Annotated in this window: 16 protein-coding genes; 8 read left to right on the top strand and 8 right to left on the bottom strand. The window is 66.3% G+C overall.

Translation table 11 applies throughout. The features are described 5' to 3' along the window. The first annotated feature begins 69 nt into the window (after positions 1-69). Positions 70-627 carry an HNH endonuclease gene (locus E5P3_RS23980; RefSeq protein WP_162588229.1) on the top strand — a complete coding sequence of 186 codons (558 nt, stop codon included), beginning with the start codon at positions 70-72 and terminating at the stop codon, positions 625-627. Here E5P3_RS23980 and E5P3_RS23975 read toward each other — a convergent pair. From E5P3_RS23975 to E5P3_RS23960, 4 genes are all read right to left on the bottom strand, one after another. Continuing rightward, positions 624-1,421 (bottom strand): enoyl-CoA hydratase, encoded by a 798-nt coding sequence (locus tag E5P3_RS23975; protein WP_162588228.1) that lies wholly within the window; start codon positions 1,419-1,421, stop codon positions 624-626. The two genes, E5P3_RS23980 and E5P3_RS23975, sit on opposite strands and share 4 nt — an antisense overlap. A 10-nt stretch (positions 1,422-1,431) precedes the next feature. Further along, positions 1,432-2,811, bottom strand: a complete 1,380-nt coding sequence (locus E5P3_RS23970; RefSeq protein WP_162588227.1) for an alpha/beta fold hydrolase — start codon at positions 2,809-2,811, stop codon at positions 1,432-1,434. An 87-nt stretch (positions 2,812-2,898) separates the two neighbouring features. Further along, on the bottom strand, positions 2,899-4,014 hold the full coding sequence (locus tag E5P3_RS23965) for an acyl-CoA dehydrogenase family protein (protein WP_162588226.1): 1,116 nt from the start codon (positions 4,012-4,014) through the stop codon (positions 2,899-2,901). Between the two features lie 28 nt (positions 4,015-4,042). Continuing rightward, complete coding sequence (locus tag E5P3_RS23960) at positions 4,043-5,245, bottom strand: acyl-CoA dehydrogenase family protein (protein WP_162588225.1); 1,203 nt, start codon at positions 5,243-5,245, stop codon at positions 4,043-4,045. Positions 5,246-5,395: 150 nt separating this feature from the next. Between E5P3_RS23960 and purN the strand changes: the two genes are divergently transcribed. Then, the gene (gene purN, locus E5P3_RS23955; RefSeq protein ID WP_162588224.1) at positions 5,396-5,980 is read left to right on the top strand and encodes a phosphoribosylglycinamide formyltransferase; all 585 of its coding nucleotides are present in this window, start codon (positions 5,396-5,398) and stop codon (positions 5,978-5,980) included. Positions 5,981-6,012: 32 nt separating this feature from the next. Next, on the top strand, positions 6,013-6,363 hold the full coding sequence (locus tag E5P3_RS23950) for an I78 family peptidase inhibitor (RefSeq protein ID WP_162588223.1): 351 nt from the start codon (positions 6,013-6,015) through the stop codon (positions 6,361-6,363). Between the two features lie 30 nt (positions 6,364-6,393). On the opposite strand, the gene E5P3_RS23945 is transcribed toward E5P3_RS23950, so the two are convergent. After that, on the bottom strand, positions 6,394-6,639 hold the full coding sequence (locus E5P3_RS23945) for a DUF1653 domain-containing protein (RefSeq protein ID WP_162588222.1): 246 nt from the start codon (positions 6,637-6,639) through the stop codon (positions 6,394-6,396). Positions 6,640-6,666: 27 nt separating this feature from the next. Here E5P3_RS23945 and E5P3_RS23940 point away from each other — a divergent pair, with 27 nt between their 5' ends. The 3 genes from E5P3_RS23940 (at position 6,667) to E5P3_RS23930 (ending at position 11,154) form a co-directional block, all read left to right on the top strand. Further along, positions 6,667-8,523: a M48 family metalloprotease gene (locus tag E5P3_RS23940; RefSeq protein WP_162588221.1), complete on the top strand. Its 1,857-nt coding sequence runs from the start codon at positions 6,667-6,669 to the stop codon at positions 8,521-8,523. Positions 8,524-8,535: 12 nt separating this feature from the next. Beyond that, positions 8,536-9,807, top strand: a complete 1,272-nt coding sequence (locus E5P3_RS23935; RefSeq protein ID WP_162588220.1) for an RsmB/NOP family class I SAM-dependent RNA methyltransferase — start codon at positions 8,536-8,538, stop codon at positions 9,805-9,807. A gap of 132 nt (positions 9,808-9,939) precedes the next feature. Beyond that, the gene (locus E5P3_RS23930) at positions 9,940-11,154 is read left to right on the top strand and encodes a DesA family fatty acid desaturase (RefSeq protein WP_162588219.1); all 1,215 of its coding nucleotides are present in this window, start codon (positions 9,940-9,942) and stop codon (positions 11,152-11,154) included. Between the two features lie 117 nt (positions 11,155-11,271). Here E5P3_RS23930 and rpmG read toward each other — a convergent pair whose 3' ends face one another. The 3 genes from rpmG to trxB form a co-directional block, all read right to left on the bottom strand. Then, positions 11,272-11,445 carry a 50S ribosomal protein L33 gene (rpmG, locus tag E5P3_RS23925; RefSeq protein ID WP_007830291.1) on the bottom strand — a complete coding sequence of 58 codons (174 nt, stop codon included), beginning with the start codon at positions 11,443-11,445 and terminating at the stop codon, positions 11,272-11,274. An 11-nt stretch (positions 11,446-11,456) separates the two neighbouring features. Then, positions 11,457-11,690: a 50S ribosomal protein L28 gene (gene rpmB, locus E5P3_RS23920; protein ID WP_162576306.1), complete on the bottom strand. Its 234-nt coding sequence runs from the start codon at positions 11,688-11,690 to the stop codon at positions 11,457-11,459. A 179-nt stretch (positions 11,691-11,869) separates the two neighbouring features. Then, positions 11,870-12,832, bottom strand: coding sequence for a thioredoxin-disulfide reductase (gene trxB / locus E5P3_RS23915; RefSeq protein ID WP_162588218.1), 963 nt, complete (start codon positions 12,830-12,832; stop codon positions 11,870-11,872). Positions 12,833-12,999: 167 nt separating this feature from the next. Between trxB and E5P3_RS23910 the strand changes: the two genes are divergently transcribed. Further along, on the top strand, positions 13,000-13,674 hold the full coding sequence (locus tag E5P3_RS23910) for a Crp/Fnr family transcriptional regulator (protein WP_068681431.1): 675 nt from the start codon (positions 13,000-13,002) through the stop codon (positions 13,672-13,674). Positions 13,675-13,807: 133 nt separating this feature from the next. Beyond that, a complete protein-coding gene (locus E5P3_RS23905; protein WP_162588217.1) occupies positions 13,808-16,189 on the top strand; it encodes a DNA translocase FtsK in 2,382 nt (793 codons plus the stop codon). Positions 16,190-16,198 lie beyond the last annotated feature (9 nt).

The raw sequence follows: 16,198 nt of genomic DNA, 5'->3' as shown, positions 1-16,198 counted from the left end.
TCTCAAGCCGTCCGGTATGCGCGACGGCCTGGTCTTTCCGTGGTTCTTCCCTTTCGTGAGGAGGCGTGTGTGAAGGTCTTGAAGCTCTCGGCCCAGGGGCTGCCCCAGTCGTGGATCTCGCTGGAACAGGCGGTGATCCATTACGCGGCGGACGAGGTGCGCTGGGAAGTCGGTGCGCAGGTCGCGGTGTTCCGCGGCGGGCACAACGCGGTCACGGGCCAGCAGTCGCAGATTGCGATCAACAGCATCATCGGCACCAAGGGCGTGCCGCGCATCAATCCCTTCGCGATGCGCCCCGGCCTGACCAACAGCAAGCTGTTCGCGCGAGACCGCAACATCTGCGCCTACTGCGGCGGCCACTTCCACGAGGAACACCTCACGCGCGAGCACATCATCCCGTTCGCGCAGAACGGGATCGACAGCTGGATGAACGTGGTGACGGCCTGCAAGCCCTGCAACCACCGCAAGAGCAGCCGCACGCCCGAGCAGGCCAACATGCCGCTGCTCTATGCGCCCTACGTGCCCAGCCTCTGGGAGGACTTCATCCTGCGCAACCGCCGGATCCTGGCGGACCAGATGGAGTTCCTGATGGCGCACCTGCCGCACAACTCGCGGCTGCACGGCTAGTCCGCCGTCGGCCCGGGCCAGTTCGGCGGGCGTTTCTCGATGAAGGCCTGGACGCCCTCCAGCGCGCTGTCGTCCATCATGTTGCAGGCCATGGTCTGGCTCGCGTCCGCCAGCGCCGCCGCGACCCCGGTCTCGATCTGGCGGTAGAACAAGGCCTTGCCCAGGGCCAGGGCGGTCTTCGGCTTGTCGATGATGCGGGCGACCAGCGATTCGAGTTCGGCATCGAGCGCTTCAGGAGCCGCGACGCGGTTGACCAGGCCCTTGGCCATGGCTTCGTTCGCATCGATGAAATCGCCCGTCACCAGCATCTCGAAGGCCGCCTTGCGGCCGAGGTTGCGCGACAGCGGCACGCTGGGCGTGGAGCAGAACAGGCCGACGTTGATGCCGCTCACCGCGAATTTCGCCGCACTGGAGGCGACTGCGAGGTCGCACATCGCGACCAATTGGCATCCGGCCGCTGTCGCGATGCCATGCACGCGCGCGATCACAGGCACCGGCAGGCGCTGGAGGGCCAGCATCATTTCGCCGCATCGGGCGAACAGTTCTTCGTAGTAGCCGGCCGAGGGTTCTGCCCGCATCTGCTTCAAGTCGTGGCCGGCGCAGAAAGCCCTGCCGGCGCCGGCCAGAACCACGCAACGGGCGGCGTCGTCGGAGGAGACGGCATCGAGTTGGGCTGCGAGGGCCGTAATCATTTCCTCGGAGAGCGCGTTGAAGGCCTCCGGACGGTTCAGCGTCAGCGTGACCACGCCACGCGCGTCGCGCGTATGCAGAACGAGGTTCGCATTTGCATTCATCGTGTAGCCCTCAGTAGGTGAGCTCGAGCACGCTGACATGGCCTTGCGCCGCCGGCCAGCTCTGGCCCGCCACCCGCTCGCCATTGAATTCGCCAACAACGCTGCGAGGAACATCGCTCGGAAGCTTGAGCTTCGAGCTCGATACGCCGGCGCCCAGCGGCGGAACGCCGGGTAGTTCGCGCTGTCCGTCGAAGCGGATGGTGTCGCGCCGGACGTCGAAGTAGCCGCGCGGCCGCGTGAAGATGACCAGGGCCTTGGCATCGCGGTCGGCCTCGGCAAGGCGTTCGGGCCGCAATTGCACCACGGCGCTGGATCGCGGGAAAGGGCTGCGGTAGATGTGCGTGGTGGCGTAGCCCGGCGCGCTCAGGACGAATTCGTAGGCGGCTGTCGGTTGCCCGGGAAAGGGACCCCAGCGGCCGTCCGCACCGATGGTCTGCTCCCAGGCGGCCTGGGCACGGCGGGCACCGGTCCGGGCGTCGACGGCGTAGATGGCGAGCCGCGCGCCGGCCAGTGGCAGGTTGTTGACGAAGGCGCCGCTGGCTGGATCGAGAGGATCGAGCCCGAGGCCCGTGACCCGGCCCGACAGCGTGACGGTCGGTTCTGCCGCCGGCTGCAGCGTTCGTGGCGCCTGGCCGGTCAGGAAGCGCCAGGTCGCATCGAAAGCGGCCGGCGAGAAGGAAGTTTCTCGATGGTCGACGCCGGGTAGCGCGATGTTGGTCGCGCCCTTGAGTGCCGGCCCATCGAAGCCGATGTTCGTGGCCGTGCCCTTGGCGCCAATCCACACGCCGTCGGGCTGGGCGTACTTGTCGTTGTTGTCGGAGCGCAAGGTCAACCACTTCACGCCCGGCGTGACTTCGTCGCCGGCCGCGTTCTTCGGCGCGTTGAGCCGCTGGATGAAAGGGCTCAGGCCCGAGAACTCGCTGCCCTCGCGCAAGCCCTTGACGGCCCAGATGCCATGCGCCGGGTTGCCGCCCAGCACCACGTGGCTGACGACCCGATCGCCGCCGCCGTTCTGCACATAGTTGCGGATGGTGTTGCCGCCCCGCGAGTTGCCGACCAGCACCACCTTGGGCGCGCCGGTGGCCTTCAGCACGCGCTCGACCTCGGCCTTCAGGAAGGCCATCGATTCGGCGGTCGAGCTGCGCCCCGGCTGTGCCACGCCGTCGTCGTCGCGCGCCAGCGGAAAGGGCTGGTCGGGCGCGAACAGCCGCTCGCGCGGCCAGCCGTTCGACTCGAAGCGCCACAGCGTGGTCTGCCACAGCGCCGCCGAGTCCCCGTTGCCATGCATGAAGACGATCGGCGGACGATCGGTCGTGGTGGGCACGGAGCTGCAGGCGGCGAGCATGGTCGTGGCGAGGCTGAGGGCGATCAGATGTCGGCGAGTGTGCATGGGAGCTCCGGCGCAATAAGAAAGCGCCCGCCAGCACAGGTCTGGCGGGCGCGGCATGCTATCGGAAAAAGACAGCAGCTCTGCGTGTCATGCAAAGACGCCGGCGCTGTCCTGCATGCGTGACGATACCTCGCCGAGGTGGTGCAAGGTGTCGCCGAACACCATCTCCAGCTGCGTCAGCTTCCTGAAGTAGTGGCTGCCGACGTACTCGTCGGTCACGCCGATGCCGCCGTGGAGCTGCACCGACTGCTGGCCGACGAAGCGCATGGCCAGGCCCAACTGGTACTTGGCGCGGGCCATCGCCTGGCGGCGCTCGGCGGGCGGGGCGTTGAGCTTGAGGGCTGCGTAGTAGCTCATGGAGCGGGCCAGCTCGAGCTGCATCTTCATGTCGGCCACGCGATGGCGCAGCGCCTGGAAGCTGGCGATGGGCACGCCGAACTGCTTGCGTGTGTTCATGTACTCGACGGTGAGGGCGAGGGTCTTTTCCATCGCGCCCACGCCCTGGGCGCAGGTGGCGGCGATGCCGATGTCGACTGCGTGCTCGAGCACCGGCAGGCCGTCCTTCGTGACCAGCGTGGCGGCGGCCTTGTCGAATACCACCTCGGCGGCGCGGCTGCCGTCCTGCGTGCCGTAGCCGCGCGTGGCGACGCCGTCCTCGGAGCGTGGCACGAGGAAGAGGGCGATCGTTCCGTCCAGCTGGGCGGGCACGATGAAGGCATCGGCCTCGTCGCCGGCCGGCACCAGGCTCTTGCTGCCGCTCAACCGGCATGCGTCGCCGTCTTTCGTCGCCGTGGCTGCACAGACGTCGAGCCGATAGCGCCCCTTGCGCTCCTGGTAAGCCAGCACGACCAGTGCCTGGCCCCCGGCGATGCGGGGCAGCCAGTTGTCCCTGGTGTCCTCGTCGGCATGGCCGGCGAGCACCGCACCGGCGATGAAGGACTGGGCGAGCGGCTCCAGCACGATTCCGCGGCCCAGCTCTTCCATCACCACCATGCCTTCGACCGGGCCCATGCCCAGGCCGCCTTCTTCTTCGGGAATGTAGAGCCCGCAGAGGCCGAGCTCTGCGAGTTCGTCCCAGGCCTCGCGCGAGAAGCCGCCCTCTGCCTCGATGCCGCGGCGGCGCTCGAAGGCGTAGCCTTTTTCGACCCACTTGGCGACGGCGTCGCGAAGCTGCTGCTGGTCGTCGCTGAAATTGAAATCCATCGTCTCGTTCCTTCCTGCTGTGTGGCGCTCAACCGAGGACGGTCTGAGCGACGATGTTGCGCTGCACTTCGTTGCTGCCGCCGTAGATGGTGGTCTTGCGCATGTTGAAGTAGGTCGTCGCCAGCGGCGCCAGCTCGGGGTGGCCGCCGGGGAAGTCGCCCTGCCAGCCCGCGGCCATGGCCTCGCGGATCAGCGGCAGCGCGAAGGGGCCGCCCGCCAGCATCATGAGCTCCGAGTAGCGCTGCTGGATCTCGCTGCCGCGGATCTTGAGCAGGCCCGCGATGTCCAGCGAGTTCTTGCCGGAAGTCGCGGCAGACAGCACGCGCAGCACCAGCATCTCGAGCGCAATGACGTCGACCTCGAGCTTGGCTATTTCGTCGCGGAAGCGCTGAGCATATGAATCCCCTCCGGTAGATGCCCACAGCCCCTCGCGCTTGGCGATGCGCTTGAGGCGCTCCAACTCGCGCTTGGCGCGGTTGGCGTCGGCGATGTTGGTGCGCTCGTGGGACAGGAGGTGCTTGGCGTAGGTCCAGCCCTTGTTCTCCTCTCCGATGAGGTTCTCGGCCGGCACCTCGACGTTGTCGAAGAACACTTCGTTGACCTCGTGGCCGCCGTCCATCAGCTTGATCGGACGCACGGTGACGCCGGGTGACTTCATGTCGATCAGCAGGAAGCTGATGCCGGTCTGCGGCTTGCCCTCGCTGCTGGTGCGCACCAGGCAGAAGATCCATTCCCCGTACTGGCCCAGCGTGGTCCAGGTCTTCTGGCCGTTGACGATGTATTTATCGCCTTTGCGTTCGGCCCGGGTCTTGAGCGAGGCCAGGTCCGAACCCGAGCCGGGCTCGCTGTAGCCCTGGCTCCACCACACCTCGCCGCTGGCGATGCCAGGCAAGAAGCGCTTGTGCTGCTCGGCGTTCCCGAAGGCCTGGATCACCGGCGCCACCATCACCGGGCCGAACGGCACGATGCGCGGCGCCCCAGCCAGCGCGGTCTCTTCCTCGAACAGGTGCTTCTGCACCGCGGTCCAGCCCGGGCCGCCGAACTCCACCGGCCATCCGTAGCCCAGCCAGCCCTTCTTGCCGAGGATCCTGGCCCAGCGCTGCATATCGTCGCGCGTGAGCTCCAGCGCGTTGTGCACTTTGTGGGAGATGTCTTGGGGTAGGTTGTCCTTGACCCAGGCGCGAATCTCTTCGCGGAACTTCTGTTCCTCGGGCGTGAAGCTCAAATCCATGCGTTGCCTCGCTGTGTTGGTCGGGCGCCACCAAGGCGGCGCGTCGGTCTGTCGAACCAATCAGTTTTAGCACGGTCGTGCTTGTTGGCCTGTCAGCGTGGAGACAAACCGACCGGGTGGAAACCAGCAGCAAAGATAATCCCGCCTCCCATGAAGAACATCGTGATCCTGATCTCCGGCAGTGGCTCCAACATGGCGGCCATCGTGCGCGCCGCCGAGCGCGAGCAGTGGGCGCGGCGCTTCGGGGCGCGGGTGGCCGCGGTGATCAGCAACAAGGCAGATGCGGGAGGCCTGGCCCTCGCGCAGGCGCGGGGCATCGCGACGGCGGTGATCCCGCACCAGGATTTCGCGAGCCGCGAGGCCTTCGATGCGGCGCTGGCCGACGCCATCGACGTGCATGTGCCGGCGCTGGTGGTGCTGGCAGGCTTCATGCGCATCCTGACGCCGGGCTTCGTGGCTCACTACGAGGGGCGCCTGCTCAACATCCATCCCTCGCTGCTGCCGGCATTTCCGGGTCTGCACACGCATCGACGCGCTATCGAGGCGGGCTGCAAGGTGGCTGGGCTGACCGTGCACCAGGTGACGGTCGAACTCGACCATGGGGCGATCCTGGCCCAGGCGGTGGTGCCGATCCTCCCGGACGACACGCCAGCGAGTCTCGCCGCGCGAGTACTGACGCAAGAGCACAGGGTTTACCCGCAGGCCATTGCAAGCTGGCTGTCAGAAACAAACTGACACAATCTCGCTTTCCCTTGGGGAGCCACGTCGTGAAAAGTCGTTTTTTGGCCGTGTTTGCGCTGGCTGCTGCCGCGCTGCTGTCCGGTTGCGCCGCGCCGGCGCCCGCGGCTGCGCCTGCACTCGCGCCAGCCCCGACGTCTGCGCCCGTCGGAGCTGCTCCGGCCGCCGAGCCGCTGGTGCAATGCCGGGCAGACGACGCCCGGTTCGCGGTCGGTCAGGCGGCGACGCCGCAACTCGAGGCGGCCGCCCGGGTTCGCGCCGGGGCCCAGAGCGTGCGCACACTGAAGCCCGATCAGGCGGTCACGATGGAGTTCAACGGTGGCCGGCTCAACCTCGTCGTCGATGCGCGCGTCCGCGTGACGGCCGTGCGTTGCGGCTGAGGAAAGCTGCCTTGCGGCGCCACTCCTGCTCTATGCAATCCGCGCAAAGCGCGGCTGGGGGTGGCCGTCGATCTCCACGGTCCCGCCGAACATCGCGGCGGGACGCACCCACAACCCGTTCGAGCCGTAGAGCGCTCGATAGAGCGTCATCGGCTCCAGGGTCTCGCTGTGGCGTACGGTGCCCAGCACTTCGTATTCGCCGCCCTTGTAGTGGCGATAGCGGCCGGGAGGGGTCTCGATCAGGGGCGGCAGGTGGTCGTCGGTCGGGCTGGGCATCGTGTTCGAGCGTCTGAAAGGTCGGAAATGGATCGCGCCGATTTTGTTCACCTCGTGCGATTGAGCGAGCATGCCAGTGCGGACGACAGCCAGGGCTATCGCCGCGGGGTCGCGATCTTCGCCGCGTTGGGTTATCTGTGGGTGATCGCCTGCCTGGCGCTGGCGGTCGGCATCATCGCGTGGGTGCTCCTCTCGCTGGGGCAGGGGCGCTTCAATTTCACGCGCGGCTGGCTGTTGCTTTTCGCGTTTGGCCTGCTGTGGGCCACGTTGCGTGCGCTGTGGGTGCGCCTGGAGGAGCCGCAGGGCGTGCGGCTTGCGCCCGAGGATGCGCCGCTGCTCTTCGAAGGGCTGGACCGGATCCGCCAGAAGATCGACGGACCGCCGGTCCACCATGTCTATCTCGACGGCGAGTTCAACGCCAGCATCCGGCAGTTGCCGCGCTTCGGCCTCTTCGGCGGCGCGGTCAACTACCTGAGCGTGGGACTGCCGCTGCTGATGGCGCTGGACCGGCGCCGGCTGCTGTCGGTGCTCGCCCACGAGTACGGCCACTTGCGCGGGAACCACGGCAAGCTGAGCGCCTGGATCTACCGAACGCGCCTGTCCTGGCTCAAGCTCGATGCCAATCTGCAGAACGACAGCGGCGTCGTGGCACTGGCCTCGCAGGCCTTCTTCCGCTGGTACTTCCCGCGCTTCGCCGCCAAGACCTTCGCGCTGGCGCGCCAGGACGAGTACGAGGCTGACCGCGTCTCGGCCCGCCTGCTCGGGCCCGGCGTGGCGGCCGCAGCGCTGACCGAGATCGCCGTCAAGAGCAACTGGTATGCGAACGAGTTCTGGCTCGCCCACTGGGCACGGGCGTCCGCGGAGGCGCTGCCGGCCGGCCCCTTCGCGTCGATGGAGGTGCAACTGATCGAGCCCGTTGCACCGGGCGTGGCACGCGAGGCGCTGCGCGGCGCGCTGCGGCGCGTGAGCGACATCGACGACACCCATCCGGTGCTGCGAGACCGGCTCGAGGCGCTCGACGAGAAGGCAGCGCTGCCGGCCTGGTCGGCGAAATCGGCGCTCGGCCTGCTGGCCGACCGGGCCCGCTGGATCGAGCATTTCGACGCCGACTGGCGGCGCGCGCATGCCGCTGACTGGAAGCAGCACCATGCCTACCTCCAGCGCGTGCGGCAGCGTGCGGGCGCCCTGGCGGCCGGTGCCGGGCGCAACAACGCGGACGAGATGGTCGAATGGGCCGATTGCGAGCGCCGTCTGGACGCCGGCGCCAACGTGCGCCGGCACTACGAGCGTGCCCTGCAGATCACGCCCGATCACCCGGGTGCCCTGCGGGGCCTGGCGCAGATGCTGCCGCCGAAGGACCGCACCGCCCGGCTCGCAGTGCTGCACCGGCTGCACGAGTCCAGCACCGCCAGCCGATGGTGGGCGGCGCGGAATGCGGTTGCGCTGCTCGAGGATCCCGATGCAGGTCCGCACGATGAGGCGTCACTCAAGCAATGGCGCGAGCGGATGAAGGCCGCGGAAGAAGCCGAGCAGCGCGCCTGGGAGGAGATCACGAGCACGCCGTTCTTCAGCCAGATCGCCCACCACGACCTGAACGACTTCGAGCTCGGCGAACTGCGGGCCGACCTGGTGCGCTGCAACGCCGTCGCGCGCGCATGGCTGGTGCGCAAGAACCTGCGCGAGTTCCCGTGGCGCCGCGCCTATGTGGTGTTCCTTGAGGTGCCCGGGCGGTCCGACGAGGAGCGCTGGAACCTGTGCCGCGAGCTCGAGCAGACATTGAGCCTGCCGGGTGCCGCGCTGGTGCTGTGGGCGGGGCATTCCCCGACGCTTGCGGAGATCGAGCAGCAGGCTTTCGCCCCCGTCTGGACGCGCACGGCCGGCTGAGACAATCGGGGCATGCATCCCCGAGCCCTCCTCGAGGCCTGCGCCGACCTGGTCGGCCTGGTCCTCAAATTCGAACATCCCGCCGACCAGGTCGTCTCCCGCTACTTCCGCGAGCATCGCCATCTGGGGCCGCGCGAGCGCGCCACGCTGGCCGAGACGGTCTACGCCGTGCTGCGCAAGAAGCTGCTGTTCGACCATCTGTCGCCCTCGGGCAGCGGACCGAAGGAGCGGCGCATGGCGATCCTCGGCTTTTACGGGCCGCGTGACTTCCTCAAGAGCGCGCTCAGCGACGTTGAGAAGCGCTGGCTCGACCAGTGCGATGGCGTCAAGCCCGAGGACCTGTTGGAGCGCCATCGCCACAACCTGCCGGAGTGGCTGGTCGCGCCGCTGAAGGCGCAGTTAGGCGAAGGCTTCTGGCCGCTGGTGCAAAGCCTGCAGCAGTCCGCGCCGCTGGATCTCCGGGTCAACGCGCTGACCGACAAGCGAGCCGATGTGCAGAAGGAGCTGGCGCTGGCCGGCGTCCAGGCCACCGTCACACCCTTCTCGCCCTGGGGGCTGCGCATCGACGGCAAGCCGGCGCTCGCCAAGCTCGACGCCTTTGCCCGCGGCGCAGTCGAGGTGCAGGACGAAGGCTCTCAACTGCTGGCCCTGCTGCTCGACGCCAAGCGCGGCGAAATGGTGGTCGATTTCTGCGCTGGTGCCGGCGGCAAGACGCTCGCGATCGGCGCAACCATGCGCAGCACCGGGCGGCTCTATGCCTTCGACACCTCGGCGCACCGGCTCGACGCGCTCAAGCCGCGGCTGGCGCGCAGCAAGCTGTCGAACGTGCATCCCGCGGCGATCGCCCATGAGCGCGACGAACGCATCAAGCGCCTGGCGGGGAAGATCGACCGGGTGCTGGTGGACGCGCCCTGCTCGGGCCTGGGCACATTGCGCCGCAATCCGGACCTCAAATGGCGGCAGTCGCCCAAGGCCATCGAAGAGCTGACCGCCAAGCAGGCCGCGATCCTGCAGAGCGCCGCGCGGCTGGTGAAGCCCGGGGGGCGCTTGATCTATGCCACCTGCAGCGTGCTGCCGGAGGAGAACGAGGCCATTGCCGAGGCCTTCGGCGCCGCCCATCCGGAATTCGAGGCCCTCGATGTCGCGCCGCTGCTCGGCGCCCTGAAGGTGGCCGATCCCGAGAACCTCTGCGCTGGCGGCGAAGCCGGGGGGCGTTATCTGCGGCTTTGGCCGCATCGTCATTCCACCGACGGCTTTTTTGCCGCAGTCTGGCAGCGGAAATAGGGGCGAACCCTCAAAGACGGGTGAATACTTGCTATAGATCAAGGATTTAGCCCCCTTTTTGAAGAGCCGCCCTTTAAAATCAACGGTTACCTGAAGGCTGCACCTTCGTGCGGCCATGGAGTACCGAATTCAATGTTGCTTCCTGACTCTGCCCTCCTGAGCGCGGCCATCGACTGGCTCGGGAACGGCCTGTGGGATCTCACGTGGTGGCAGGTCGTGCTGTACACGCTGTTCACCACGCACATCACCATCGCTGCGGTCACGATCTTCCTGCACCGCACCCAGACGCACCGGGCCATGGATCTGGGCCCGATCCCTTCCCATTTCTTCCGCTTCTGGCTCTGGCTCGGCACGGGCATGGTGACCAAGGAGTGGGTGGCGATCCATCGCAAGCACCACGCCAAGTGCGAGACCGAGGAAGATCCCCACAGCCCGCAGATCAAGGGCATCGACGAGGTGCTCTGGCGCGGCGCCGAGCTGTACCGCGCCGAGTCGAAGAACAAGGAGACGATGGAGCGCTACGGCCACGGGACTCCGGACGACTGGCTCGAGCGCAATCTCTATTCGCGCTACAGCTGGCAGGGCGTGGGCCTGATGCTGGTGCTCAACCTGGCGCTCTTCGGTGCGCTCGGCATGGCGGTCTGGGCGGTCCAGATGCTGTGGATCCCGATCACTGCGGCCGGCGTCATCAACGGCATTGGCCATTACTGGGGCTACCGCAACTTCGAGGCACCCGACGCCAGCCGCAACATCATGCCCTGGGGCCTGATCATCGGCGGCGAGGAACTGCACAACAATCACCACACCTATCCCACCTCGGCCAAGTTCTCGGTCAAGAAGTACGAGTTCGACATCGGCTGGATCTACATCAGCCTGATGCAAAAGATCGGCTGGGCGAAGGTCAAGAAGGTCCCGCCGAAGATGCAGTTGGGCGACATCCAGCCGGTGGCCGACGAGAAGACGCTGGAAGCCGTCATCGCCAATCGCTACGAAGTGATGGCCGGGTACGCCCGTGAGATGCGCCGCGCCACCAAGCAGGAACTGGCATTGCTCAAGGACAAGGGCGCCGACCTGTCTGCGCTGAAGGCCGCCAAGCGCTGGCTGCATCGCGACGACGACAAGGTGCCGGCCACTGTCCGTTCGAACCTGGTGCAGGCCCGTGCGGCCCACCCGGTGCTGGACAAGATGGTGACAATGCGCGAGGAGCTGCGCCAGCTCTGGCTCAACACCTCGCAGTCGCGCGAACAGCTGGCCGCCGATCTGGCTGCCTGGTGCCATCGCGCGGAAGCCAGCGGCATTGCGGGGCTGCGCGACTTCTCGACCCGACTGCGCGCCGCACGCGCCTGACCTGTCATCCGGGCCTGGGCCCTAAATAAAAAGCCGGCTTTCGAGCCGGCTTTTTATTAATGCAGGCAGAAAAAAACCCGCTGGATCCCAGCGGGTTTTATCGCGAAATCCGCCGAATTACTTCAGCTTGATTTCCTTATATTCGACGTGCTTGCGTGCCTTCGGGTCGAACTTCATGATCGACATCTTTTCGGGCATCGTCTTCTTGTTCTTGCTGGTGGTGTAGAAATGGCCGGTACCCGCGGTGGATTCCAGCTTGATCTTTTCGCGTCCGCCTTTGCTCGTTGCCATGATTCAGCTCCTTAGGCTTGGCCGCGCGCACGCAAGTCCGCGAGCACGGCGTCAATGCCCTTCTTGTCGATGAGGCGCAGCGCGGCGCTCGAAACACGCAGGCGCACCCAGCGGTTTTCGCTCTCGACAAAGAAGCGGCGGTATTGCAGGTTCGGCAGGAACCGGCGCTTGGTTTTGTTGTTGGCGTGGGAAACGTTGTTTCCGACCATCGGGCCCTTGCCCGTGACTTCGCATACGCGTGCCATGTGGAACTCTTTCTTGAACAGCTGGCACCCGGCGCAAGGATTGCGGGGGTGGGTTGCAGCTTGACCTCGCCAGAATCGGGTGGCGGTATCCCGGCTTACCGAGCGTTTCGCACCCAAGACAAAGCAGAGGTCCGAGTTCGGCAAAGCCTCGAATTATAGTCCCAACACCCGTGCTCGGCTCAGAGAGTTCCGTCCTGCTCCAGGAAGCGCTGGGCATCCAGCGCCGCCATACAGCCGGTGCCGGCGCTGGTGATCGCCTGGCGGTACACATGGTCCTGCACGTCCCCGGCCGCGAAGACACCCGGGATGCTGGTCATGGTCGCGAAGCCCTGCAGGCCCGAGCGGGTGAGGATGTAGCCGTCTTTCATCTCCAGTTGACCCTGGAAGATGTCGGTATTCGGGTGGTGGCCGATCGCAATAAAGCAGCCCTTGAGGTCGACCTGCTCGGTCGCTCCCGTCTGGGTGTTCTTCAGCCGGATGCCGGTCACGCCCGAATCATCGCCGAGCACCTCGTCCAGCGTGCTGTGCAGTTTCAGTTCGATCTTGCCTTCCTTGACTTTCTCATGGAGCTTGTCGATCAGGATCGGCTCGGCGCGGAACTTGTCGCGACGATGCACCAGCGTGACCTTGCTCGCGATGTTCGAAAGGTAGAGCGCCTCCTCCACGGCGGTGTTGCCGCCGCCGATCACGCACACTTCCTGCTCGCGGTAGAAGAAGCCGTCGCAGGTCGCGCAGCCGGAAACGCCGCGTCCCATGAAGTGCTGCTCCGAGTCGAGGCCGAGGTACTTGGCGGAGGCGCCGGTGGCGATCACCAGCGAATCGCAGGTGTAGGTGCCGCTGTCGCCGGTCAGCGTGAACGGGCGCTTGCTCAGGTCGACCTTGTTGATGTGGTCGAAGACGATTTCCGTCTTGAAGCGCTCGGCATGCTCCAGGAACCGCTGCATCAGATCCGGCCCCTGGACGCCATGCACGTCGGCCGGCCAGTTGTCGACCTCGGTGGTGGTCATGAGTTGACCGCCCTGGGCGATGCCGGTGATGAGCATGGGCTGCAGATTGGCGCGCGCCGCATAGACTGCAGCGGTATATCCGGCAGGGCCCGAGCCCAGAATGAGTACCTTCGCGTGGCGTGGAGAGGACGACATGAGTAGAAAACCTAGGTTTGACGCTGCATCAGCGTGTACATTTTCAAGGGTGATAGATATGGAGTATCACCGTTCGGTTCAAGACCGGGCGCGGGGTGTTATCAATGCGTGCGATTGTATTAATGCATGGGCATTTTCAATCGCGCGACAGATCCGGGGATTGATGAATGTCGATGCTGTCCAATCTTGAATTGCTCCGCCGCGTGCCGCTGTTTGCTGCGCTCACGCCGGCTCAATCGGCGAGCATCGCTGATGCGATCGTGAAGAAGCGCTTCAAGCGCGCCGAAGTGGTTGTCGAGCAGGGAAAGAAGTCGGATGCGCTCTACATCATCCTCACGGGCCGCGCGCGCGTGATGAGCACAGACAGCCGCGGGCGCGAGGTCATCCTCGCGACGCTGCACCCGGGCGACTACATCGGCGAGATGAGCATGATCGACGACGAGCCGCACTCGGCCACGGTGCGCACCGAGGTCCAGACCGACGTGCTGATGCTCGGTCGCGAGGCCTTCGCCCGCTGCCTGCCCGAGAACTCCTCGATGTCCTACAACATCATGCGCGGCCTGGTCTCGCGGCTGCGCCATGCCGATCGCAAGATCGAATCGCTGGCCCTCATGGACGTCTACGGCCGCGTGGCGCGCTCGCTGCTCGAATTCGCGGTGGACGACGGCGCGGGCAACCTCAAGGTGCGTGACAAGATCTCGCGCCAGGACCTGGCCAAGATGGTCGGCGCCTCGCGCGAGATGGTCAGCCGTGTCATGAAGGACCTTGAGGAACGAGGCTTCGTCCAGACGCAGCCCGATGGCTCCATGATCGTCAAGGAACGCCTCTCATCGCTTGCCTGACCCTCCGGCCTGCGGCCTCGCGGACCGCTGGCCTTAGCATCGCCGGCCCCGATGACAACGCGGCCGCGATGGTGTTCGTTGTAGTTTCAGTGCGCTGCCTGCCCGTTCCGGCGGGCCGGCAGCCGTGCCTTCCATGACCTATTCGCTCAATACCCTTCAATCCTCCGCGTCAGGCGAAACGCAGCCCGTGCGGACGCGCGCGATGCGCTTCGCGCACGAGATCACGCTGATCGCCGGCTTCGTCGCGCTGCTGTTCTGGCTGCTCGCCATGCTGAGCTTCACGCCGTCGGACGCCGCCTGGTCCACCTCGGGTACTGGCGGCGAGGTCAAGAACTGGGGCGGCCGCATCGGCGCATGGCTGGCCGACGCCAGCTATTTCCTCGCCGGCTACTCGGTCTGGTGGTGCCTTGCGGCCGGCCTGCGCGTGTGGCTGTCCTCGCTGGCCGGCTGGATGCGGGGCAGCGAAGCTGCGCACGAGCAGCCGCCGCGTGGCCGCTTCAACCGCAGCCGCGTGGCCTTCTGGTTCGGCCTGGTGCTGCTGCTGTGCGCCAGCGTGGTGCTCGAATGGTCGCGCCTCTATCGGCTCGAATCGCACCTGCCCGGCCATGGCGGCGGCGTGCTCGGCTATCTGGTCGGTCCGCTCAGCGTGAAGTGGATGGGCTTCACCGGCTCGGCGCTGATCGCCATCGCTGCCGGCGTGATCGGCTCGGCCCTGGTGTTCCGCTTCTCCTGGAGCCAGATTGCCGAGCGCATTGGTTCGCGCCTGTATTCGCTCTTCGAGTCGCGCCGCGAGAAGCGCGAGATCGCCGAGGACATCGCGATGGGCAAGAAGGCGGTGCGCGAGCGCGAGGAACTGGCTTCTGTGGAGCAGGGCGACGAGCCCGATTCGCCCGACGAGGAGTTGCGCATCGTGCCGCGCCTCAAGCGGCGGCCGCCTGCACCGCCGGTGCAGATCGAGCCCGCCATGACCGAGGTGCCAAAGAGCGACCGCGTTGCCAAGGAACGCCAGAAGCCCTTGTTCCGCGAGCTGCCCGACAGCAAGCTGCCGCAGGTGGACCTGCTCGATGCCGCGCAGGGACGCCAGGAAACCGTGTCGGCCGACACGCTGGAAATGACTTCGCGCCTGATTGAAAAGAAGTTGAAGGACTTCGGAGTGGAGGTCCGCGTGGTGCTGGCCTCTCCCGGCCCGGTGATCACGCGCTACGAGATCGAGCCGGCCACCGGCGTCAAGGGTTCGCAGATCGTCAACCTGGCGAAGGACCTGGCGCGCTCGCTGTCGCTGGTCTCCATCCGCGTGGTCGAGACCATCCCGGGCAAGAACTACATGGCGCTCGAGCTGCCCAACGCCAAGCGCCAGTCGATCCGGCTCAGCGAAATCCTCGGTTCGCAGATCTACAACGAGGGCAAGTCGATGCTCACGATGGGCCTGGGCAAGGACATCATCGGCAACCCGGTCGTTGCCGACCTCGCGAAGATGCCGCATGTGCTGGTGGCCGGCACCACCGGCTCCGGCAAGTCGGTAGGCATCAACGCGATGATCCTGAGCCTGCTCTACAAGGCCGAGGCGCGCGATGTACGCCTGCTCATGATCGATCCGAAGATGCTGGAAATGTCGGTCTACGAGGGAATCCCGCACCTGCTCGCACCGGTGGTCACCGACATGCGCCAGGCGGCACATGGCCTCAACTGGTGCGTGGCCGAGATGGAGCGCCGCTACAAGCTGATGAGCAAGCTGGGCGTGCGCAACCTTGCGGGGTACAACACCAAGATCGACGAGGCGAAGGCGCGCGAGGAGTTCATCTACAACCCCTTCAGCCTGACGCCGGACGATCCCGAGCCGCTCAAGCGCGAGCCCCACATCGTGGTCGTGATCGACGAACTCGCCGACCTGATGATGGTGGTGGGCAAGAAGATCGAGGAGCTGATCGCCCGCCTTGCGCAGAAGGCGCGCGCCGCCGGCATCCACCTGATCCTCGCCACGCAGCGGCCCAGCGTGGACGTGATCACCGGCCTGATCAAGGCCAACATTCCCACCCGCATCGCCTTTCAGGTCTCGAGCAAGATCGACTCGCGCACCATCCTCGACCAGATGGGCGCCGAGGCTCTGCTGGGCATGGGCGACATGCTCTATATGCCGAGCGGCACCGGCCTGCCGGTGCGCGTGCACGGTGCCTTCGTGAGCGACGACGAGGTACACCGTGTCGTCGCCTACCTCAAGTCCCAAGGGGAACCGGACTACATCGAAGGGGTGCTCGAAGGGGGAACCGTCGACGGCGATGGCGATCTACTCGGTGAAGGCGGCGGCGAAGGCGGCGAAAAGGACCCGATGTACGACCAGGCGGTCGAGATCGTGCTCAAGAACCGCAAGGCCAGCATCTCGCTGGTGCAGCGCCACCTGAAGATCGGCTACAACCGCGCCGCGCGGCTGGTCGAGGACATGGAACACGCCGGGCTGGTGAGCGCGATGAGCGGCAGCGGCCAGCGCGAGATCCTGGTGCCGGCGCGTGCCGAATGACGGAAGTAC

It is taken from the genome of Variovorax sp. RA8, from assembly GCF_901827175.1.
GTDB lineage: Bacteria > Pseudomonadota > Gammaproteobacteria > Burkholderiales > Burkholderiaceae_C > Variovorax.
The sequence above is the reverse complement of the archived record's forward strand: the minus strand, read 5'-3'. Positions and strand labels throughout refer to the sequence as shown.